We start from the raw sequence: 21,362 nt of genomic DNA on the forward strand, positions 1-21,362 counted from the left end.
ATAGACGCATGGAGAAAATCCGGATCAAAGGCATCCAGTTCTATGGAAGGAAAAAGCGTGCATTGTTTTCGATCGTCCGGCGAACATGCACCAGATCATCGTCGGTACCGGGGAGGAAACCATTTTTTCTCATGGTGTTCAAGACTTTTGGGTCCTTGAGTTCAAGCAGGGAATCGATGATGGCTTGCCGCACGATGGGATCCATGTCTGCCCGTGCCGCCCACGGTCCCGTGATGTTGGGCAACCTTGCGATTGCCCGCAAGGGTTTTCCGGCGGCGACAAGTTTATTATAGACATCTTCCTTCATGGCTCCGGCATCGTAGGTTTCGTGCAGCACCGCCTGCCCCACCAGATCATGTCGGCCCAGATACGTATACTGCGACAGGTCCCGTGCAAGGACACCGTTTTCCATCATGGCGTATTGTGCCAGGTAACGACCGATGGTGGAGCTTTCATCGCCGAAGGCAAAACTTTTTCCTCTCAGGTCGGAGATCTGCTGGATTGAACTGTCCTTTCGCACCGCAATCACACCGTCGAGCCATTTGTCCCCGCCATCGTTTTCGAAGACAAGAAGAGATAGATCATGATTCTCCAGTTTGGCCAGGACATAACTGGCCGGTCCCATCCGGGCAAGATCGACCTGTCCTGTTGTCAATTTTTTTCTTCCATCTTCATAGGTTGGCGAGACAATGGTCGTGATGGTCACCGGTTGACCCAACCGTTGTTCCATTCCCTGTTCCAAGGCGTCGAGAACAGGGCGAAACTGCTGAACCATGGTTGAAGCCTTTTCCGAGGTATAGATGCCGAATTTCAGCATCATCCGTTCCGACGCCTCGGAACAGAATGGAAGAAACAGCGGCAGGCACGCCAATAAACAGAAACGTCGGATTGGTGATGAAATCATGATGATTGGATGCAAATACATAAAGAAAAACATCCTGTCACTCATATGATGAAGGGCATGGAGTCACCCGAAGCGTGCGTTCCAAGTGTCTCCGGTCGGCATCCATGGAGGGGGGATATGACGACTCAATCCAGCCCTCCGGAATTCATGAGTTGCCGTTCCTCGCGAATCGATCGATCCGCCAGTTTCCGATGGGTCAGAAGTATGGGAAACAAGGTGAGAAAAGCCATCAGGAAATAGAGGATGACTTCGAACATGGACCCGATGTGGAATCTGCCGGACACATTCCAGACCAGAATGGCATCGACAAGAGAATCGATCATTTTTCTCTCCCTTCATGAACGAGGAATAAACACGGTGATTGGACCGCTGCCCTATCGACACTCCATGGTCAAGTTTCATGCCATGGCACGGGAACATGCGCATCTCAAGGATGTTGCCCAATGTAGATATTTGATATAGTTGAGAATAAAATAAATCTTCCTGCCGCTTCACCGCGGAGAAGGACGAAATTTCCGCTTCATTGAGAGTCGGAATGGTGAAAATTCTTTTTCCATCGCGAAGAATGTTTTTGCCCGGCTCGGGGGTAACTATTCAGATCCCCTCTGACAAACGTCATCCCCTGCTACAGAGGGGATCCAGGGAGGCCCCGCAAATCCCCAATGTTCCTGTGATTTGATGAGGGATCCCGGTCGAAAGCTGTTTGTCGGCGCCGACAAAATGGTCCTCCTGATGAATTCCTGGTGACAATCCATTGCTTCCGGTGTCAAAATTGTCGAAACGCTGCAACATTTCCCCCTGAACGCCATGTAATCATGTGCATTATTGGCATGTTTTTTGATTGACTTATGGTTTTCCAGGTGCAATAACGATCATGGGGAAGGCTTGGGGCTGTTAAGAATCATAGACACCAGAGAGATGGTTAAGATGTTTAATGAGACAAAAACAGCGCAAGTGGCAGTGTTTTTCCTGGGAAAGACCCAAGATGGCCGCATGTCCCATTTGAAGCTGATGAAACTGATGTATCTTGCGGATCGGGAGGCGGTGTCCAGAACAGGGTTGCCGATGACATGGGACCATCCTGTTTCGATGCCGCATGGCCCCGTGCTTTCCATGACGTTGGACTTGATGAATGGCAATGTCCACTCACCCCCAGGGGGGTGGGAAGATCTGATTTCGGCCAAGGAGAATCATGAAGTATCGGCCCGCGTTGCTTTTGACGCAAGATGCCTGACAAAGCTAAGCGAGGCAGAGATCGATGTTCTTGAATTTGTCTGGGATCGGTTTGGACGGATGGGGAAGTGGGAAATCCGCGATTGGACACACGAAAATTGTCCTGAATGGGAAGACCCTGATGGTTCGTCTCGCCCGATCGCTTTTCATACTTTAGCCCGATCTGTTGGGTTCGACGAGGATGCTGCGACAGAACTGGCAAACATAGTTGCCACGGGACAGGAAATAGACAAACTCTTTGCCTCATTATGAGTCTGTTTATTCCATTCAAAAAGGCAACGGTTCTTATTCCTTCAGGCCCAAAGACCGATCCTGACCGCAAGCATCTTTTTGTCGTTCTCACGGACCCGTTCGATAATGGGTCTGGAGTGAAGAGCGTATTGATCGTGCCAATTTCAAGCGTCAAGAATTCAATTCCATATGATAAGACGTGTACATTAAATTCAGGCCATCCTTTTATTAAACGAGAGAGTTACGTTTTATATGCCTGGGCACGTATTGAGGATGCGAACAAGATCATTCGCGGGGTTAATGAAGGGAAGTTCTCGGCCCACAGTCCCATTGATGATGATGTGTTTACTCATATTTGCAAGGGTATTGAAAAATCTACACATGTTTCACGCGAGGTCCTCCAATTCTACTTGTCACATAAATAGACGTTGAACGTTCCCTTGAAATCATCGAGATACCATGTTTTCCAATTTCCGAGGCATGATCATTTTCGCTTGGATACGCTTTTCCACGTCTCGGGCTTCGGAATCCATTCTGATCCGTCATCTTTCCACCACTTGGATGGCAGGTTCGACCTGCGATCCTTTGAATCCATGCCAAGGGATGTCCATGACTTCCGTATTCATGGATGCATGGCGCCGCTCTGGGATTTCGAGTGCCACTTCAGGACCATGGTGGCAATGGCATCGGCCTGGTACTTGGGAATGAAATCGTCCGCTCCCATTTCCTGGGCCTTGCTCTTGTTGGATTCATTGCTCATGGAACTGTGAAGGACCATGGGGATGGAGGTCAGACGGGTGTCGGTATGTCCTTTCATGTTCCGGGTGAAGGTAAACCCGTCCATGCCGGGCATTTCGATGTCGGAGATGATCAAGTTGTACAAAGGGGCGGGGTGAGCGGCAAAGTTTTTCATGATGTGGTCGAACGCCTTGGCGGCGGCGTCGAAGGAATCATAAGGGGCGCCCATCTGTTCAAGCGTTCGTTCGATCTGATTGCGCGCCGCCTTCGAATCGTCCACAACCAATACCTTGAACCTTGATATGTCCAACTGCCGCCCCTGGGCCAGAAGTTCCGCGGCAATGGTTTCATCGGCGCCGATGATTTCGCCAAGAATCTTCTCGATGTCGAGAATCTGGATCGCCTCGCCATTCTGCTCGTAGGTGAGGGCGGTAAGGCAGGCCGCTTCCTGAAAACTGCTTCCGGGGCTTTTGATCTCCTGCCAGCTTCGGGTGATCAGCTTGTTCGGCTGACTGACCATGAGACCCTGGATCATGCCACTGTATTCGCACACGATGATGTAGCTCAACTCCTTGCCCACCGCAATCGGCTTCAATCCCAGCGTCATTCCCAGGTCGATGACCGTCACCACCTTGCCGCGAAAATCGATGGCTCCGACAATGGCGGGATGGGTCTCGGGCATCTGCGTGATTTCTCTTGGGGTTTCGATCACCTCGATGATCTTGAACACGTTGATGCCATACTGCTGCCGGTCGGCCAGGAAAAAGGTCAGCATTTCCATCTGATTGGAAAACGCGAGGTTGGCCCGTTGCGTGACTTCATCCAGCATGTCGTCCATCATCGTTCCTTTCGAAAATGTTCAGGGCCAGGATTGAGGGGTCAGGGATCCACAAGTTCCGTATCACGCAATCTTATAATAATGTCCCACATTTTTTCCACGTTTTCCGATGCGCCCGTGAAATGAATGACCCGGGCCCCGGCGCAATCATCCACACCGCCCGCGGCAACGGCGGTGGCTGTGACATCGGCAAGATGGCGCATGGCCTGAAGTTCGGTGATGACGGTGGCGCTTCCTGCCATGATGGGGATCAAACCGGTTTCGTTGCCCATGACATGGTCGATTTTTCCCTGTCCCAAAAGACCCAGGGACTTCGGGACCGAGGGAATGAGCTTTTCGAGGGTGACCGGGAGGATCAGATGGCCACCACGGGCCGCAAGAATTGGCAGGGCAACGCCGATGCTGCCACCCATGGGAGAACCCAATAGAATGGCGGCATTTCCTTCGTGATCGATGGCGTTGGCTCCCTTGATGTAAATATCTCCAGGGCCAAATTTTTCCAGAAGCCGGGCCGGCCAGCCCCGGGTAACCTGTCCCTCATCGAACAAATAGGGACCGGGACCACGGATTGGTTGGGGTGTTTCACCAAGGTTGCCGTGACGGATTTGACCGACGGCAAAACTGTCCCGCCCGGGATCCTCGCCGAGAAGATGATGAACGACATGTCGGGTCGTGGTTCCCCCGACGACGACCATGTGGCCGCTCCGGGTTCGTTGTCGCACCGCATCCATGGACGCGATGCATAATCCGATCAATGCCCTGGCCTCGCCGGGACGCAGGACAACCAGGGCGCTTCCGTTCTTCGGGGACATGGTTCGAGGCTCCTCCCTCGGGGGTGCAAACAAGCGGATTCATGGAATGGGCGCAATGGACCTTCGACGCCAAAGGCGCACCGTTCAATGAGGATCCTGCCCTTTTTTCACGAGCAATTCCTGAAGCTCCCGGGATGCCAGCAGCGCCCCGGCCACCCGGTCGGCCATCGCAACGTTGCCGGCGTCCGTGAAATGGATCGCATCGTTGAAATGTTGCGCATCTCCGGGGATCCGATCCTCCCCGCCGATCAACAGGCTTCCCGTCGTTTTGGCGGTTTCGGCGATGACCCGATTGTACATTTCAAATCCTTGCAGCAGCAGGTCGGGCGTCATGAATGGCATGTAATAGAGCGATGACGCGGCTGCCTTCAGGTTTTCCCGATCATCGTGTCCCCGCCGCATTTGCTGGGACCAGGTGACAAGGGCAACCATCCCACCCAGATGTTGCGCCTCGCGGACCAGCGCGACCAGGTTGCCGCCAAACTCGGCGCCAAAGGTTTCCGGAAGGCGGTCCAGGTGACGCTGCTTGTCCTGCATTTCCCTTTGGATCCGCAGCAGACGGAAATTTTTTTCCATGAGAAACCAGAACAACGAATACTTCCCAAGGAAATCGGTCTCTTCCTCCTTGCGATACAGACCCGCGGCAATGGCCAGTTGTCGCGCTTCCCAGGACATGTCATTGCTGGCATGGTAGATGACGAACAGATCCGGTTGCAGTCCCGCAAGACGCAGGCGGAGATCCTTCAGCGAGACAGGGACGGCGATTCCAGGGACTCCGGCGTTGACATAATCCATCCGGACATGAGGATGGGCCTCCTGAAGGCGTTTCCAGACCAGGTGCGGCCATACCTTGTCGTTGCCGCTGGCTTCGGCGCAATAGGTCGTGGACCCGCCGAGAAACGCCAAGCGCAAGGTATTCGTCGGTTTGGGAACGGCGATTTCCGGTCCGCGAAAACCCAACGAATTGATCCGGGTCGTTCTGGATTCATAATTGGCCACGGGCAGGCGCAGCCCTGTTTTCCGATCATCGTGATAGGCCTTCTCCAGGGTTTCGGATGCCCCGTAAAGCCACCATTGCCGCACCCGTACCACCCCCTCGACCAGGAGAAGAGAGAACAGCGTGATGCCCAGGTAGAGAAGGCCCGTGCGCCAGGCCGCCCCCTTCCTGGCAAAGGTTTGTTTCGTTCGTGACGGGAGGTCCGTGGTCATGGCGACTCAGAAGATGATGAACAAAGCCAGGCCGAGAATCACCCGGTAAACGACAAAGATGGTCATGGATCGACTGCGTATCCAATACAGCAACCAATGGATCACCAGAAAAGCCGAAATGCCGGAGGTGAAAAATCCTATGGCCATCGGCAGCCACTCGGCAAGGGAATGGGACTGCCGTACCCATTCGATCAATTCAAGCCCTCCCGCCAGAACGCTGACGGGGATGGCCAGAAGAAAGGAGAAACGGGCCGCCGATTCCCGGTTTAGATTCATCATCAATCCCGCCGTCATGGTGATGCCCGACCGGGAGGTCCCTGGAATCAGCGCCAGGGCCTGGGCGCAACCGACCAGCAGGGCATCCCCGATCCCGATCGATTCCAGGGTGCGGGCTTGTTTTCCCCTTTGGTCGGCGTACCACAAAAGCAGGCCGAACAGGATGGAGGTCGTGGCGATGATCAGTGGATTGCGGGCGGCGGTTTCCACCTGGTCCTTGAAGGTCAGACCCGCCAGTCCGACGGGAATGGTACCGATGCCCAGCCACCACGCGAGCCTGCCTTCGGGATGGGCGTGCCAGCCGCCGCGGCGCAGCGTGGCAAAAAAGGATGTGACGAGTCGATAAACCTCCTTGTGAAAATAGCCGACCAGCGCCACGAGAGAACCGGTATTGACCGCGACATCGAAGCTCAGTCCCTGGTCGGGCCAGGCGAGAAGACGGGGCAGCAGTATCAAATGTCCCGATGAGCTGATGGGGAGAAATTCGGTGACCCCTTGCACGATTCCCAATACCAAGGCATGAAACCAGTCCATGATTATCTTTCATACGATAAAGAGAAATGACGACCTGTAACGATGCATACTTATCGCAAGTGAAGGCAAACCTTGTCAACGGCGTCGAGGGAAAATATTTCTGTCCCAGGCGTAACCGCTCAGCCCCCGTCATTCCAAGCGAAAGCGGGGATCCAGGATTTGCGGGGCCTTCCTGGATCCTCGCGTTCGTTTGGGATGACGTTTGTCAAAGGAGGGGTGAACGGTTACTTCCAGGCAATCATGGATCGGAACATGGACCGGACCGGTGGGCTGAACAAGCGGAGGAAGGTCGGTAATACCTCAGATCGATCCTTGGTTCGCGGTGTCGGGAAGGTTGGTTTGTTCCTCGGACTCCAATTGAAAAACACCCAAAGCCTCTTCGACACGATGGGCCATGGCGCTCAGTTGGGAGGAAACAGTCGTGATCTGATTGGAGGTTTCGGCATTTTCCCGTACCGCCTGGTCAAGGCGATCCAAGGCCGATGAAATCTTCCTGGCGCCTTCACCTTGGGCATTGGAAAGATGGTCGATGTTGGCGACCAGTTGGGCGGTATGGAGAATTTTTGGAACAAGGGTGTTCAATCGTGCGCTGGCCTTCTCCGAAACCGACCTGCTTTCTTCGGTCAAACGGCCAATCTCACGGGCCGAGGCATCACTGTGTTCCGCAAGTTTCCGGACCTCCGCGGCGACAACCGCAAATCCCTTGCCATGTTCACCGGCCCGGGCCGCCTCGATGGATGCGTTGAGGGCAAGAAGATTGGTCTGACGGGCGATGGCTTTGATCACCTCGGTCCGTTCACCAATCCGCCCCATCACGGCGACTGCCTCCATGACCGCCTGTCCTGTTTGTTGGGCCTCCTCCGCAACCTCCCGGGCGATCTTTTCGGTGGTGCGTGAATGATCGGCGCTCTTCCAGATCAGTTCCATGATCACTTTCATGAATCGGGCAACCTCATTGGTGACCGTCGCACTTCGGGATGTCTGTTCCTCTACCTGCTTTCTGGTGGTGGCGAAACGTTCGAGACTTTCGGAGATGGTGGCGAATTGCCGGCGCACCAGAAGCAGCGTCGCTTCCAATCCATGGGCCATGTCGTTGACGTGCCGGGCAATGTTGGAGACCTCGTCTTGATTGTCGGAATTCAAAGGGACCCTTCGTGTCAGATTCCCGGCGGCTATGACCGAAATGATTTCCTGGGTTCGGTTCAGGGGAACTGTGACCGACCGTCGTAACAACCACCATAAAATGAGTAGAAATGTGACCGTCGAGATCCCGGCGGTTGCCAAGGCGTTGATCCGCGCCTGGGTGATCCGCTGTTCCAGAGGGGCCAGTGAAATGGTCAAGCTCAGTATTCCCCTGACCTTGTGTCCCGTCCCATGGCAGGACTGGCACTCTTCCTTATTGGGCAGGGGAATGTAGTAGGTCCTCAGCGTGGTTCCGTCGGCGGCAGAGATGGCGCTTTCGGTCACCGGACCCAGATGTTCGATCGCCCGCGCAAAAGGGGCGGGAACTCGTGACGGATCATAATGTGTGTAACCGACCACGCCCGCATCTTCCTCCAGACGTCCGTTTTTCTGGTCATCATAGGGTAGAAATGCCTCCCTGGCGTCCAGGCGCAGAATCTTGAAATCGATCAATCCCTCGATACCACGCATTTCTGCGGCATATCCCCGGGCCATATCCGATTGTCCCGAAAGCATCATCAAGGAGAGGCTCCGATTGACCCCATCGGTCAATCGATGGATCGACTGTTCGTTCTGTTCCAACAGGGCGGACTCCATGTTGTGCAACGATATCCATCCCTGGATGAGCAAACTTGCCATCCCCACCAGGCCGGTGGAAACCATGACCTTGGACGCGACGGATCGATATCGATGGGGCATGATGTTACCCAATAACAGGAATAGTGTTGAGAAAATTGAGTGATGGTGAAACAAATGAATATCAGTTAATCATATAAATTTGGCAAGCATTTTTCAAACATGATTGTATGTAACCGTTCACCTCCCTTTGACAAACGTCATCCCCAGCCACATCGGGGATCCAGGGAGGCCCCGCAAGTCCTGGATTCCCGCTTTCGCTTGGAATGACGGGGTCTGAACGGTTTGTCTATTTCCTGGAAAGGCCGAGGCAGTGAAGATAAAGCGCATCGATCAACGAGAAAATGCGCGCCTGGATTCGAGCCGATGAATCGTCTGTATCTTCACCTGGATTGTGAAGGATATTTTTCAGTTCGGCAAAGGCTTCGACGAACGGTTCCCGTGGCAGGCCGGCATGGGTACAGGTTTCCAGGAGAATCTGCGCCACGTCCCGGTCGAATGCCTCGAAGTGGTGGGTGGGTGCGGGGGGATCGGTTTCAGGTCCGGGTTGTTGTTCGACAGGGGCCGAAAGTTCGAGGATTCGACTTTTGATGCTGCCGACATCGAAGGGGGCGGGACCGATGTCGAGGGTTTGCGCCGCTTCGAGGAGGTGATGGCCGGGGGTGGCGGTCGTGGCGACAAGGTGGGCCATGCGATGGATCATGCCGGTAAGCAGATGAATTTGACGGATGATGGCATCGAGGCGTTGGTGGGCAAGAGTTGTCGTTTCGGTACCACGAAGGGTGGACTCGTGCATCTGGCGGGCGGTTTTGTCCATGGTGCCGCTTTGTTCCACGAGTCGTTTCGCCTCGTTGGAGGCTTCATCGACCGAACGGGCGATTTCGCGGGTATCCTGAACGACCTGTGCGACCGAACGGGTGACATCGAGCGCGGCGTTACCGAGTTCGCCGACCCGGTCGAGCACCGCTCCCGAGGCCTGGGTGACGCCGCCGATCGCCCGGGAGATGTCGTCGAGACGGTCGCTTTGCAGTTTGACGGCGATGGCGATCGTCTGGTTGCCCCGATGGATGCGGTCGATGGAGGTGGTGACGGCGGAAAAGGCCCGACCGTTGTCCCGGGATATGTCCTGGATGTCCTGGATCCGTTCCGAGATCATTTCGGTGGCCTGAGCGGTTTTTTGCGCCAGGACCTTGACCTCGTCGGCGACGACGGAAAAACCGGCCCCGGCGCTGCCGGCGCCAGCGGCTTCGATGGAGGCGTTCAGGGCGAGCATGTTGGTTTGTTCGGCGATGTTGTTGATGACTTCGACCACCTGGCCGATGGAGGTGGCGGAATGCGACAGTCTTTGGGTGACCTCGTTGGCGGTGTCGGCATGGCGGCGGGCCTGTTCCGATTCACGGGCCGTGGCGCCGGACTGGTTGCGGACTTCGGCAAGGCTTTCGGCAAGGTCGGTGATGGCAACGGAGATGGACTGGATGGATCCTTCGACCTGGTCAAGGTTGTCCCGGACCCCGTCGATATGTCCGGTGATTGCCCGGGCGGAGGTTTCCATGGCGTCGATCTGAAGACCGGCCTGGCTGGTGGCGCGGGTGATGTTTTCCAGATTGGCGCCAAGGCCGCCGGTGGCGGTGGTCATTCCCGCCACTTCCTGGTTGGTGATGGTGACCGCCTGCCGGATCGTTTCCATGTCGGCCTCCAGGATCCGGTAGGCGGCGATGGTTTCGACCGCCAGCGTCTGTGAGGCCTGGGCATCCTTTTCCAGGGTTTCCTTGCTTGATTCAAGCGCCTTGACCGATGTTTCCAGGGTGTGGGCGTGCAGATGGATCTTGCCCACGATGTCGGCAAGGTTGGTGATCAGGCGGTCGAATTGCCGGGCCAGGGTTCCGATTTCATCGTTTCTGTCCAGGTTGGTCCTTTGGGTCAGATCGCCCTGCGTCGCGACCGTGGAAATCTGGGCATTCAGATGGATCAGGGGGCGGATCACCAGGCGATGGAGGGCTGTCAGAAGGAGGGCCAGCATGACCATTCCCTGGATCAGGTTGGAAACCAGGGTGCTCCAATAGGCCGCATGACCCTCGTGGCTGATTTCACGAGTGGTTTCCGCGCGAATCAGGATGCCGGGACGACCGTGGAAATCCCGGAGCAGGGCATGGCCGATGCGGCGATCCTCCCCTTCATCCCGCCACAGGGAGGGATTGCCCGCCATGAGGTGTTTGACGATGGGACGCTCCGTCTCGGCAAAATGGCCGTCCCGGTCGGCGGCAAATACCTGAAAAGGAACATGGGTCTGATGGATCAGTTCCTCCACGAGACGTTCGTCCAGTTGTCGTGCCATCATCAGGGTTCCGCGAATGGGTCCGACAAAACCGGTATGCACGATCGGGCGGGCCGCGAGCAGCATGGGACCGGTCGAACTCATGAACAATGCGACATGGGCATCGCTTTCGCTTTTATGGGTGATCAGGCTGCGCAGGGAATCGTCGATGCGCGTGGGAAGATCGGGCCAGGGGACGAATTCCTTTTTTTTCGGATCATAGTATTTTCCCCAGACCAGCGTTCCCTGGAGATCGTAAAAATAGATCAGGTTGGCATGAATTCCCGCAAAGAGTTCCGGGCTCAGGTTGGAGGCGATGAACGCCTGGGTCGGGTTGTGAACGAATTCATAGGCGTCTTCCCAGGCGGCCCAGTCGGTCGCAAGGAGGGAGACGTGATTTCCTTCCCTGTGAATCGCCTCGATGACCCGGTCGAGATTCTTTGCCGCCTCCTTTTGTTCCAGCGAGGTGAATCGCGGCGTGACCACGGTTTCCTGGATCACCATGGTCAGGATGACTTGAAGGGTGATGATCAGGGATACGAGGATGGATAGTCGCCATTGCAAGGACATGATCGAATGACCTCGATGAGGAGTGCGTTTCTCTTCGGATGGATGGCGCGGGTCGATGTGTTCCAGGAATTCTTACGTCGCCGATTTTCTTGTCGAGAATACCCGTTTTCGGATCTCCTTGAACAGTATTTCCATCGTATCGCGGGGAAAGTCGGTCAAGATTTGGGCAATGAGCATCGGGGATGGCGGGACGCCACCGGAAGAGAACAGCGACAGCAGAAATCGTTTGACGAGTCGCTGTCCCAGGGGGGCAAGGAGTGATGGATCGTGGACCTGGTTGTCGCGGAAGGCGGCAAAAAGGGTGAACAGGCCGCTCCATGCCGCGTTGGTTTCATTGGGGATGGGCCAGTCGGTTTGCATGATCTGGCGCATGATGCGAAGGGTCGCGCCATCGCGGTGAAATCCGGGCGACAGGGCGGCCAGACGGCGTTCGATGATCCCCTGGCCAATGTCGGACTGAAGTCGGGCATGGCGGACGCTGACACGGTTTTCATGGCGTCCGAGACGGACCAGGGGGTCTTCCAGGTTCGCGCCCCGCGTCACACGCAACAAACGGCCCCAGAGTTCGAAATCCTGACTGAAACGGAGGGTTTCGTCATAAGGATGGCGCAGGGCGATGGCCCGCTCGAACATGACGGTGGAATGGAAGAACGGATTGACCAGGAGCAGTTGCCAGCATATTTCCTCATGCGTGGCCGGATTGATCTGGCAGGTTTCCGGTGGATCATTTCCCGGATTGACCACCAGGGCTGCGCTCCCCAGAATGCCGATGTCGGGATGGCGATCGAGGAAGGAGCGTTGCCGTTCCAGACGGTCAGGCAAGGCGATGTCGTCGGCATCGAGCCGGGCGATCCAACGTCCCCTGGCCAGGGCGATCCCCTTGTTCAGGGAGCGTGTCAATCCAAGATTGCACTCATTGGTCACCGGGCGGATCCGCGAATCTCGCGCCGCCCAGGCGTTGATGATCCGGCTTGTCGCGTCGGTCGAGGCATCGTCGATGAGGATGAATTCAAAATCGGTCCAGGTTTGCCGGTGTATGCTCGCGATCGCATCCGAAAGAAATGCTTCGCCGTCATGGACGCTCATCAGGACGCTTAAGTCCGGCGCGGGTATCAAGGTTGGCAGCGTCATCTCGCGGTCTTGAACTTCCGTGAATGGGGGGGATGGAAGAGGTTACCGGGAGGGCCGGGACAAAAGTGTACGATAAAGATCGAGTTCCCTGGCGACGATGCTTTCCAGGCTCAGATGTTGCAAGGCGTAGGCTCGGGCATTTTCGCCGAGGCGTGTACGCATCTCCGGATCTTCGAGAAGGGTGGTGACCGCCTGTCGGATCGACGGCGGGGCAAGACCGCACAACAGGCCATTTTCTCCATGGGTGATGACATCGGCAATGGAGGGAATGTCGCTGCCGATGCACGGCAGACCGCAGGAGAGCGCTTCGAGCAATGTTTTTGGATGCCCTTCCCAGAAGGATGGAAGAATGAAGGCCGTGGCGCTGTTGAGCAGCTCGGGGAGTTCGTGATGGGGGCGAATGCCGAAAAAACGGGTCGCGACCTTCCGTGTCTGGCTGGCATTTTCCAACGTTTTCCGTTCGGTGCCGTCGCCGACGATCCAGAGTTCGAGGTCAAGACCTTCCAGTGCCTCGATCAGGGCCAGGGTATTCTTGACCCGTTCAAGTCGTCCGATGAAAATGATCCGGCGTGGATGGGGCGTGCAGGCCGGGTTGGGAAAAAACAGGCGGGTATCGACATAGTTGTGCATGACGCTGATTCGGCCCGGGTCGATGGCGTGATCCGTGACTACCATTCTTTTCATGAATCCGGCGCTGACAATGCCATGGTCGGCCTGAGAAAAAAGGGTCCGTTCCAGGGCTGTCGCCTTTTGGGTCGCTTCCGCGTCGGGACCTTCGCGCCATTTCAGATGATCGGACAGGAGGTAACCGCAGCGGACGATGCATGGCTGTCCCATGCGGCGGGCCAACTTGAGCGCAACTTCTCCGCCGCGGATCTGATTGGTTTTGAAAATGGTCGGCCCCCTGCGACAGGAACGAAGGGCCAGTGGGAGCGTCCTGAGATACCATTTCTTTGCGAGCCGCCAGCGGTTGCAGACAATGCCGATGCCCTCGATACGGTGGGCCAGGTTCAGATCATGGCGATCGCCGTAGGTGACGAACGTCACCCGGCCAAGATGAGGGCGCAGGGAGCGGTAGAGGGCCACTTCCCGGTCGAAAAGTCCTCCCCGTTCCCAGGTCGCCAGGGAAACCCCTTCGGTGAACAGCAATACCAGATGCAGGTGACGCAAATCGGTGATGGATTGGGGCGTGGTCATGGTGGTGCGCCTTGCGGTACCGGATGGGGGAATGTTCAGGGACGGAGGACCTTCCAGCCGGGGATTTCCCATTCGAGAAGTTCGGCGATCATGGTCAGGGCCCAGATCAGGAGGCAACTGCCGTGAATGTCTCCCTCGTCCAGCCCGCTGGAGATGGTCGCCTGATAGTAGCTGGTCTGGGCGATATGGGGTTGATAGGAAAATCCACCATCAGGGTGGTGATGGGTTTGAATGAGATCGATGATCTCCAGGCACCGATCCTGGATTTCCCGGCGGCGATGGTGGGTTGCAAGACCGCAGCGGTGCAGGACGTAGATCCAATCGACGACATGGCAACCTGCCGGTGGTGGGCCTTGCATCAGTGTGGTATCGATCAATCGTTCGGGATGATGGATGGGTTGATCGAGCCAGTCCAGGGCATTGAGGATTTTCATGGCGCCGTTGATCATCTGGCCGCGGGCGGGCGGAGCGGCGGCGCGGAAATAGGCGCCGCTTTCGCGGTGGACGAGGGCATCGAAAAAATGGCGCAGGGCCTGGGCGAGTTCTTCCCGGGGGGATGCGGGGAGAAGGTCGGCCTGGGTCTGGACAAAGACGGCCAGGAGGGCGGCATGGGCTCCGGCGCCCCAGGGGGCGGCCCAGTTCAGACGTTCAAGGTGACGTTGGAGGTCTCGCCTGCTTCGGGGAAAATGGGGAAAGGGACGGAGGGGCCGGAGGCCGATCTGGGCGAGGGTGGCGATGGCCTGTTTGGTTTCGGAGCGGATGGCATCTTCCCGGGGCCTGGGGGTGGGTCTTCCGGTCAAAAAGTGGTGCAGCCGTGTACGCAGTCCGGGGAGGGGGGGCGGGGCGATGCCGGAGAGAAGACCGGGATCGATGAAGGCATCGGTCCAGGAGCCATCCAGGGGATCGCCGGAAGGGTTCTGGAAGGATTGGATGAACGAGGTCCAGGCGTTTTGTTCCCTGGGGAGGCGCCGTTCCCACAGTCCCAGGGAGTAGTGGATCTTGTGGGCGAGGCAACTGAATCCGAGCGCCGCATCCAGGCCGGCGCCGCTGGTCCCGCGGGGGCAGGGTTTGAAACGCCCCGGCGTCCCGGAAACCTTGAGCGTCTCCAGGAATGTGTGCATCTGTTCGCCCAGACCCAGGAGCCAGTCGATTCGGGAAGAGGTGGTGGTCATCGGAGCCGTGGGTAAAGGGGGGTTGACCATGAAGAAGGCAAGATCCGTGACACGATTGCAATCAAGGCTCTTTGCCGCAAGGGACCATTGGTGTTATTCTCCAATATTTTATCGAGAACCTGCAAGGATGTCGCTCCATGTTCGGCAAGATCGTCCGTAAAATCTTTGGTTCACGCAATGATCGCTATCTTCGCTCTTTGCGACCCGTCATCGACCGCATCAACGGCATGGAGGCGGAACTTGTCGCCCTCGATGACGATGGAGTGCGTGCGAAAACGGGGGCTTTCAAGGAGCGGTTGGCGGGGGGGGAAACCCTGGACGATCTGTTGCCGGAGGCCTTTGCGGTGGTACGCGAGGCGAGTCGCCGGACGACGGGAATGCGTCATTTCGATGTGCAGTTGATCGGCGGCATCGTCCTGCATCAGGGCAAAATCTCCGAAATGAAGACCGGGGAGGGAAAAACCCTGGTGGCAACCTTGCCTTTGTATCTCAACGCCCTTTCGGGGCGGGGCGCCCATCTGGTCACGGTCAACGATTATCTTGCCCGCCGCGACTCCGAATGGATGGGGCAGATTTTTCGTTTTCTCGGGATGGAGGTGGGGGTGATCGTCCACGGTCTGGACGACGACGCCCGACGAAAAGCCTACGGAGCGGACATCACCTACGGCACCAACAACGAATTTGGTTTCGATTTCCTGCGCGACAACATGAAGTTCAGCCTGGATGACATGGTGCAGCGCGACCTTAACTTTGCCATCGTCGATGAGGTCGATTCAATCCTGGTGGACGAAGCCCGGACTCCTTTGATCATCTCCGGTCCCACGGAGGACAACACCGACAAATATTACAAGGTGGACCGGTTGATTCCAAGCCTGGTCCGCGAGACCCATTTCAATGTCGATGAAAAAGCCCGGACGGTGGTGTTTTCGGAGGAAGGCAACGAATTGATCGAAACCCTTCTGCGGGAGAACCACCTTCTCAAGGAAGGGGGACTTTATGATGTCGGCAACGTCGAGGTGGTCCACCACGTCAACCAGGCGCTTCGCGCCCATGCCCTGTTCGAACGTGACAAGGATTACATCGTCAAGGATGGGGAGGTGGTCATCATCGATGAATTCACCGGGCGGATGATGCCGGGACGGCGCTATTCCGATGGTCTGCACCAGGCCCTGGAGGCCAAGGAACAGGTTGTCATCCAGAACGAATCGCAGACACTGGCCTCGATCACGTTCCAGAATCTGTTCCGCATGTACGACAAACTGGCCGGCATGACCGGGACCGCCGATACCGAGGCTGCGGAATTCCAGTCGATCTACAACCTTGAGGTGGTGATCATTCCGACCAATCGCAACATGGTCCGGATCGACCATGACGATGTGGTTTATCGCACCTACGAGGAAAAGATCAAGGCGATCATCGAGGAAATCGCCGATTGCCATTCCCGGGGGCAACCGGTTCTGGTGGGGACCATTTCCATCGAAAAATCGGAAGATTTATCGCGCCGTTTGAAGAAGGAGAAGATTCCGCATAATGTATTGAACGCCAAGTATCATGAGCGCGAGGCGTTGATCGTCGCTCAGGCGGGGCGCAAAAACGCCGTGACCATCGCCACCAACATGGCGGGCCGGGGGACCGACATTCAGTTGGGCGGCAATCCCGAGATGCGGATCCGGACCGAAATCGGGACCGATCTCCCCGAGGAACTGGCGGCGGCCCAGGCCGAGGCGATCCGGCGGGAATGCCAGGAGGAGAAGGAGCAGGTATTGCAGGCGGGTGGGTTGCATATTCTGGCCACCGAACGACACGAGGCACGGCGCATCGACAATCAATTGCGCGGGCGGGCGGGGCGTCAGGGGGATCCGGGATCGAGCCGTTTTTATTTATCGCTTCAGGATGACCTGATGCGCATTTTCGGCTCGGAACGGATGGACAACATGCTGGTCAAGCTTGGTCTGGAGGAGGGCGAGGCCATCATCCATCCCTGGATCAACAAGGCCATCGAGTCGGCGCAGAGAAAGGTCGAGGGGCGCAACTTTGACATTCGCAAGAACCTTCTCAAGTTTGACGATGTCATGAATGAACAGAGAAAGGTCATTTACGAGCAGCGGCGCGAATTGATGGAGACGGAGGACATCTCCGGGTTCATCGCCGACGTCCGTCAGGATCTTTTGGATGATCTGATGGCGACCTATATTCCGCAAGAGGCCTATGCCGATCAATGGCAGACCCGTAAGTTTGCCGAGAACGTGTTGCGGCAGTTTGGCGTTTCGGTCGAGGTGGAGGCATGGAAGGACGAGGATGGAGTGACCTCGGAGGTGGTTCGGGAACGGACGTTGAACAAGATCGAGGCGCATCACCGGGAACGCGAAGAGCGCATGGGACCGGGAGTGATGCGTTATCTGGAGAAGACGATCCTGTTGCAGATCCTTGATTATCTCTGGAAGGAACATCTGCTCAACATGGATCATCTCAAGGAAGGGATTCATCTTCGGGGCTATGCCCAGAAGGATCCGTTGAACGAATACAAACGCGAGGCGTTTGGTTTGTTTGACGGGTTATTGTCACGGATCAAGTCGGAGGCAGTCGAGGTGTTGTCACGGGTCGAGGTGCGCGAGCCTGACGAGATGCAACGCCTCGAAGCGCAACGGGCCCAGGCCCGGGAACGGGAGATGCGATTGAATCATCCCGAAACCGGGGCGATGACCGAGGGCCAGGGAATGGGAGACGAGAAAAATTCCGGCGTGCCGTTTCGTCGGGATGGCGACAAGGTCGGTCGCAATCAGCCCTGTCCTTGTGGCAGTGGCAAGAAGTTCAAGCATTGTCACGGGAGTCTGACGTCGTAACCCATCAGGTTCCATGAAAGCGAAAAGGGGTCCGGGGACAATTCTCCGCGACCCCTTTTCTTTTTCGACGGTCTTTTACCGAGCAATGATTTTGGATGTGGCTGGCGGACCAGGATTCGAACCTGGACTGGAGGAGCCAGAATCCTCTGTCCTACCGTTAGACGATCCGCCAATTTCAAGTCGCTCCTTGTACCCGAACTGGAGGGGTTTGTCAATGGGCTGTTACCGAATCCTATCGGCAACAGGAGAAAAAAGTATGTACCGTGGTTGACGCGGTGGTGCGAATGTTCAAGGTCCAGGTTGCATTATTTTCGATCTCGTGGGACAAAGGGAGCGTTTCCGGAAAGGAAGCAGTGTCGAGGCTGTCGAACATGAAACCCATCCGAGGGATGCCATGCGTGGAACAATGATCCGTTGGGCGGTGGTGTTGGTGTTGGTATCGATTCCGGTGATGGGGTCGGAGAATGCGACAGGGCCGTCGGTGGCCAAGGCGGAAGGCGTGGTGGCAGGACATGGGGGAGAATCGTTCGTTCCGTTGCGGGAACTGTTGGAACGGACCTTGAGGGACAATCCCCGGATTCGCGATGCCCGGGATCGATTGCGGGCGGCGGAAACGTTGATGCCGCAGGCAAAATCGCAGCTTCTTCCCAGCGTTGCCATCGAGTGGGACAATACCCTTTCTTCCAGTCGGTGGCAGGGTGGTTCCAGTCAGTCCGATCCGACCTCGGCCACGCTTTCGGTATCGCAGCCGTTGTTCGATCTTGAAACGATGCGCGATTTTCGCCGGATGGTCCCTTACGTCAAGGCGGCGGCAATGGACCTGGAGGCGGTGCGGCAGAAGGTTTTTCTGGAATTTCTTGAATTGGCCACCGCCTTGATCCAGGAACAGGAGGTCGCAGCACTGTCGGAGAAAAATCATACGCTGACCCAGGCGCATTTGGATGCGACCAGGATACGGTTCGAGGCGGGAGAATTGACCCGGACCGATGTCAGTCAGAGTCTGGCGCGTGTCTATGCCGCAAAGGCGGGATGGATCGCCGCCAAGGCCAATGTCGCGGCCCGGCAGGCAGGGTTGTCGGAATTGGTTTCCGGAACGATTCCGGAACCCTTGGAACTGCCGCCGATTCGACTGGAACTGCTGCGGAACTCCTGGGCCGAGCTGGAACTCCTGTTGGAAAAGCGGCCCGACCTCGAAGCGGAACGGCAGCGGGTCGAAGTGGAACGGATGAATGTCGAAGCGCGTCGGGCGGGCTACCTGCCCACTGCCAGTCTGGATTCGACCGGGGCCCGGACCTGGGATCCTTCCTCGGGTGTGGCGGGACCGGAGAATGATCTGTCGGTCACGGTGAAGGTTTCATGGCCCTTGTATTCGGGGGGGTTGACCGGGGCACAGATTGATGAGGCGATTGCCAACAGGGATGCGCGACAGTCGAATCTGGAGCGATTGCGTTTGAGTGCCCAGCGTGAATTGAAGGTGGCGCTCCTGGATCATGAAAAATTCGCGGCGGAGGATCAGGCCAATGAGGTTCGGGTGACCGCAGCCAGGGATGCGTTGGATGGTGTCACCAGGGAACACCAGGTCGGTACGCGAACCTCCCTGGATCTGCTCGATGCCCAGAATGAATTCTTCAGCGCCGAAACCGAGAAGGTCAAGAGCCGACATGGTGTCAATCTGGCGCGATTTCGCATCCTGGGCATTCTGGGGATGCTCTCCTGGGAGGCGTTGGCTTCACGATCCGGACACGAATGATGGGCATAATTATTGAAAGAAAAAAGGGGTCTGGGGGATTGCCCCCAGGGTTTTGCTTTTGAATTTGCTCTTGATAAATAAAGTTAAAAACAAGTTCAAAAGCGAGGGATGAGGCTTTTTTTTAAATTTAAAAACAAAACCCTGGGGGCAATCCCCCAGACCCCTTTTTTTCTTTCAATAATTTTAATCTAATGGCGTTTGGGAACGGCCTCCTTCACCCCGCTGCCACGCATGGAACCGGGCGACCCAGGCCAGGAGACGTTTGGGCTGATGGTTCTTTTTCCAGACTCCGGCGGCAAATTTGTTGGCCTCGGAAAAGGTTGGATAACTATGGATGGTTGACAGAATCCGATTCATCCCCAGGCCGTGACGCATGGCAAGAACAAATTCGGCGATCATCTCCGCGGCGTGGCGACCGACGATGGTGACTCCAAGAATTTTGTCCTTTCCTGGAACCGTCAATACCTTGACCCAGCCGAGGACATCTTCGTCGGCAATGGCCCGGTCCAGGTCATCGAGGGGATAGGTGGTCGTTTCGAAAGGGATTCCTCGTCCTTTGGCTTCCTGTTCGTTCAACCCGACCGCGGCGACTTCCGGGTCGGTGAAGGTGGCATGCGGAATGACCGAATAGTCGGTCCTGAACTTTTTCAAACTGCCAAACAGGGCATTGACCACCGCATACCACGCCTGATGGGCGGCGACATGGGTATAGGCGAGGGGACCGGCGACATCTCCCGCGGTCCACAGGGTGGGAATATTGGTCTGTTGCAGGCCGTTGGTCCACAGGGTTCCGTCCTCGTTCAATTCAACCCCCAACGCCTCCAATCCGAATCCCGAGACATTCGCCTTGCCGCCGATGGCGATCAGGAGTTGGTCGAAGGGAATGCGCAGGGAGGTCCCTTGGCGCCGGGCCAGCAGGTGTTTTTCTCCCTGTTCCACCGCGAATCCGAGCATGTCCAGATCGGTCCGGAGAACAATCCCTTCGCGCAGGAACTGTTCGCCGATGAGGGTCGAAATTTCCGGGTCTTCCTTCTTGAGCAGCCTCGAACCGCGCAGGGCGAGGGTAACCTGGGACCCGAGCCTCTGAAACGTCTGTGCCAGTTCACACGCCACGGGTCCCCCGCCGAGAATCAACAGACGACGGGGGCATTCGCGCAGGTTCCAAATGGTGTCGGTGGTCAGGTATCCGGTGGTTTCGATTCCGGGAAGATCGGGAATCTTCGGGGTGCGACCCGTGGCGATGATGATGTTGCGGGAGGTCAGGGTTCTGCCGTTGACGGTGACGCTGTAGGGAGAAACAATGCGCGCCTCGCCCAGAATACATTCCACCCCCATGGCGGTGTAGCGTTCCACCGAATCGTGGGGGGCGATCTTGCGGATCACCTGTTGTACCCGTTCCATGAGGGTGGCAAATTCAAAATCGATGTCTCCCGTGCGGCATCCGAGCGCTGCGGCATGACGGGTTTCGTGAATCAGTCTGGCCGAACGGATGAGCGCCTTGGAGGGGACGCAACCGGTATTCAGGCATTCGCCGCCCATGCGGTGTTTTTCGATCAGGGTGACCTTGGCGCGAACGGCGGCGGCGATGTAGGCGCTGACCAGACCGGCGGCCCCGCCGCCGATGACGATCAGGTTGCGGTCGAAGCGTTGTGGACGGGGTGCGCCCGCAAGGGAACGACGGCGTTGCCGGAACGCACGACCAGGACCCAGGGTAAAAAAAAGGATGATTGCTCCGGTGAGGATCGTTGCCAGAACGATTTCTTGGGTCATTTCTTCATTCCTTGAATGGACT

Annotated in this window: 15 protein-coding genes and 1 tRNA gene; 3 read left to right on the top strand and 13 right to left on the bottom strand. The window is 56.8% G+C overall.

The window, feature by feature from the left end; genetic code table 11:
* Positions 1–40: 40 nt before the first annotated feature.
* Both HQL76_01665 and HQL76_01670 read right to left on the bottom strand, forming a co-directional pair.
* A complete protein-coding gene (locus HQL76_01665) occupies positions 41–820 on the bottom strand; it encodes a PhnD/SsuA/transferrin family substrate-binding protein (protein MBF0107871.1) in 780 nt (259 codons plus the stop codon).
* 209 nt (positions 821–1,029) lie between these two features.
* Positions 1,030–1,227, bottom strand: a complete 198-nt coding sequence (locus HQL76_01670; GenBank protein ID MBF0107872.1) for a hypothetical protein — start codon at positions 1,225–1,227, stop codon at positions 1,030–1,032.
* A gap of 595 nt (positions 1,228–1,822) precedes the next feature.
* On the opposite strand from HQL76_01670, the gene HQL76_01675 reads away from it, so the two are divergent.
* A complete protein-coding gene (locus HQL76_01675; protein MBF0107873.1) occupies positions 1,823–2,389 on the top strand; it encodes a SocA family protein in 567 nt (188 codons plus the stop codon).
* Between the two features lie 601 nt (positions 2,390–2,990).
* Here the strand turns inward: HQL76_01675 and HQL76_01680 are convergent.
* From HQL76_01680 to HQL76_01720, 9 genes are all read right to left on the bottom strand, one after another.
* Positions 2,991–3,947 (bottom strand): chemotaxis protein CheV, encoded by a 957-nt coding sequence (locus HQL76_01680; protein MBF0107874.1) that lies wholly within the window; start codon positions 3,945–3,947, stop codon positions 2,991–2,993.
* A gap of 38 nt (positions 3,948–3,985) precedes the next feature.
* A complete protein-coding gene (locus tag HQL76_01685; GenBank protein MBF0107875.1) occupies positions 3,986–4,756 on the bottom strand; it encodes a hypothetical protein in 771 nt (256 codons plus the stop codon).
* A gap of 84 nt (positions 4,757–4,840) precedes the next feature.
* Entirely contained in the window at positions 4,841–5,965 is a 1,125-nt protein-coding gene (locus HQL76_01690) for an SGNH/GDSL hydrolase family protein (protein ID MBF0107876.1), read from the bottom strand.
* Positions 5,966–5,971: 6 nt separating this feature from the next.
* A complete protein-coding gene (locus HQL76_01695) occupies positions 5,972–6,775 on the bottom strand; it encodes an undecaprenyl-diphosphate phosphatase (protein MBF0107877.1) in 804 nt (267 codons plus the stop codon).
* A gap of 300 nt (positions 6,776–7,075) precedes the next feature.
* Entirely contained in the window at positions 7,076–8,656 is a 1,581-nt protein-coding gene (locus HQL76_01700; GenBank protein ID MBF0107878.1) for a methyl-accepting chemotaxis protein, read from the bottom strand.
* Positions 8,657–8,882: 226 nt separating this feature from the next.
* Positions 8,883–11,477, bottom strand: coding sequence for a HAMP domain-containing protein (locus tag HQL76_01705; protein MBF0107879.1), 2,595 nt, complete (start codon positions 11,475–11,477; stop codon positions 8,883–8,885).
* A gap of 72 nt (positions 11,478–11,549) precedes the next feature.
* Complete coding sequence (locus HQL76_01710) at positions 11,550–12,608, bottom strand: glycosyltransferase (GenBank protein MBF0107880.1); 1,059 nt, start codon at positions 12,606–12,608, stop codon at positions 11,550–11,552.
* 42 nt (positions 12,609–12,650) lie between these two features.
* Positions 12,651–13,805 (bottom strand): glycosyltransferase family 4 protein, encoded by a 1,155-nt coding sequence (locus HQL76_01715; protein ID MBF0107881.1) that lies wholly within the window; start codon positions 13,803–13,805, stop codon positions 12,651–12,653.
* A gap of 35 nt (positions 13,806–13,840) precedes the next feature.
* A complete protein-coding gene (locus HQL76_01720; protein MBF0107882.1) occupies positions 13,841–15,007 on the bottom strand; it encodes a hypothetical protein in 1,167 nt (388 codons plus the stop codon).
* A 107-nt stretch (positions 15,008–15,114) separates the two neighbouring features.
* Here HQL76_01720 and secA point away from each other — a divergent pair, with 107 nt between their 5' ends.
* Positions 15,115–17,820, top strand: a complete 2,706-nt coding sequence (gene secA / locus HQL76_01725) for a preprotein translocase subunit SecA (protein MBF0107883.1) — start codon at positions 15,115–15,117, stop codon at positions 17,818–17,820.
* A gap of 98 nt (positions 17,821–17,918) precedes the next feature.
* Here the strand turns inward: secA and HQL76_01730 are convergent.
* Positions 17,919–17,992, bottom strand: a tRNA-Gln gene (locus tag HQL76_01730).
* Positions 17,993–18,214: 222 nt separating this feature from the next.
* Here HQL76_01730 and HQL76_01735 point away from each other — a divergent pair.
* Positions 18,215–19,570 (top strand): TolC family outer membrane protein, encoded by a 1,356-nt coding sequence (locus HQL76_01735; protein MBF0107884.1) that lies wholly within the window; start codon positions 18,215–18,217, stop codon positions 19,568–19,570.
* A gap of 183 nt (positions 19,571–19,753) precedes the next feature.
* Here HQL76_01735 and HQL76_01740 read toward each other — a convergent pair whose 3' ends face one another.
* The gene (locus HQL76_01740; protein MBF0107885.1) at positions 19,754–21,340 is read right to left on the bottom strand and encodes an FAD-dependent oxidoreductase; all 1,587 of its coding nucleotides are present in this window, start codon (positions 21,338–21,340) and stop codon (positions 19,754–19,756) included.
* Positions 21,341–21,362: the final 22 nt, after the last annotated feature.

The organism is Magnetococcales bacterium, assembly GCA_015228815.1.
Lineage (GTDB): Bacteria > Pseudomonadota > Magnetococcia > Magnetococcales > UBA8363 > UBA8363.

Excerpts from the sequence above, each read along its gene's own strand:
- HQL76_01685 (MBF0107875.1), bottom strand. The coding sequence starts at position 4,756 with ATGTCCCCGAAGAACGGAAGCGCCCTGGTTGTCCTGCGTCCCGGCGAG.
- HQL76_01695 (MBF0107877.1), bottom strand. The coding sequence starts at position 6,775 with ATGGACTGGTTTCATGCCTTGGTATTGGGAATCGTGCAAGGGGTCACC.
- HQL76_01710 (MBF0107880.1), bottom strand. The coding sequence starts at position 12,608 with ATGACGCTGCCAACCTTGATACCCGCGCCGGACTTAAGCGTCCTGATG.
- HQL76_01665 (MBF0107871.1), bottom strand. The coding sequence starts at position 820 with ATGATGCTGAAATTCGGCATCTATACCTCGGAAAAGGCTTCAACCATG.
- HQL76_01720 (MBF0107882.1), bottom strand. The coding sequence starts at position 15,007 with ATGGTCAACCCCCCTTTACCCACGGCTCCGATGACCACCACCTCTTCC.
- HQL76_01700 (MBF0107878.1), bottom strand. The coding sequence starts at position 8,656 with ATGCCCCATCGATATCGATCCGTCGCGTCCAAGGTCATGGTTTCCACC.
- HQL76_01675 (MBF0107873.1), top strand. The coding sequence starts at position 1,823 with ATGGTTAAGATGTTTAATGAGACAAAAACAGCGCAAGTGGCAGTGTTT.
- HQL76_01715 (MBF0107881.1), bottom strand. The coding sequence starts at position 13,805 with ATGACCACGCCCCAATCCATCACCGATTTGCGTCACCTGCATCTGGTA.
- HQL76_01735 (MBF0107884.1), top strand. The coding sequence starts at position 18,215 with ATGCGTGGAACAATGATCCGTTGGGCGGTGGTGTTGGTGTTGGTATCG.
- secA (MBF0107883.1), top strand. The coding sequence starts at position 15,115 with ATGTTCGGCAAGATCGTCCGTAAAATCTTTGGTTCACGCAATGATCGC.
- HQL76_01705 (MBF0107879.1), bottom strand. The coding sequence starts at position 11,477 with ATGTCCTTGCAATGGCGACTATCCATCCTCGTATCCCTGATCATCACC.
- HQL76_01680 (MBF0107874.1), bottom strand. The coding sequence starts at position 3,947 with ATGATGGACGACATGCTGGATGAAGTCACGCAACGGGCCAACCTCGCG.
- HQL76_01740 (MBF0107885.1), bottom strand. The coding sequence starts at position 21,340 with ATGACCCAAGAAATCGTTCTGGCAACGATCCTCACCGGAGCAATCATC.
- HQL76_01690 (MBF0107876.1), bottom strand. The coding sequence starts at position 5,965 with ATGACCACGGACCTCCCGTCACGAACGAAACAAACCTTTGCCAGGAAG.
- HQL76_01670 (MBF0107872.1), bottom strand. The coding sequence starts at position 1,227 with ATGATCGATTCTCTTGTCGATGCCATTCTGGTCTGGAATGTGTCCGGC.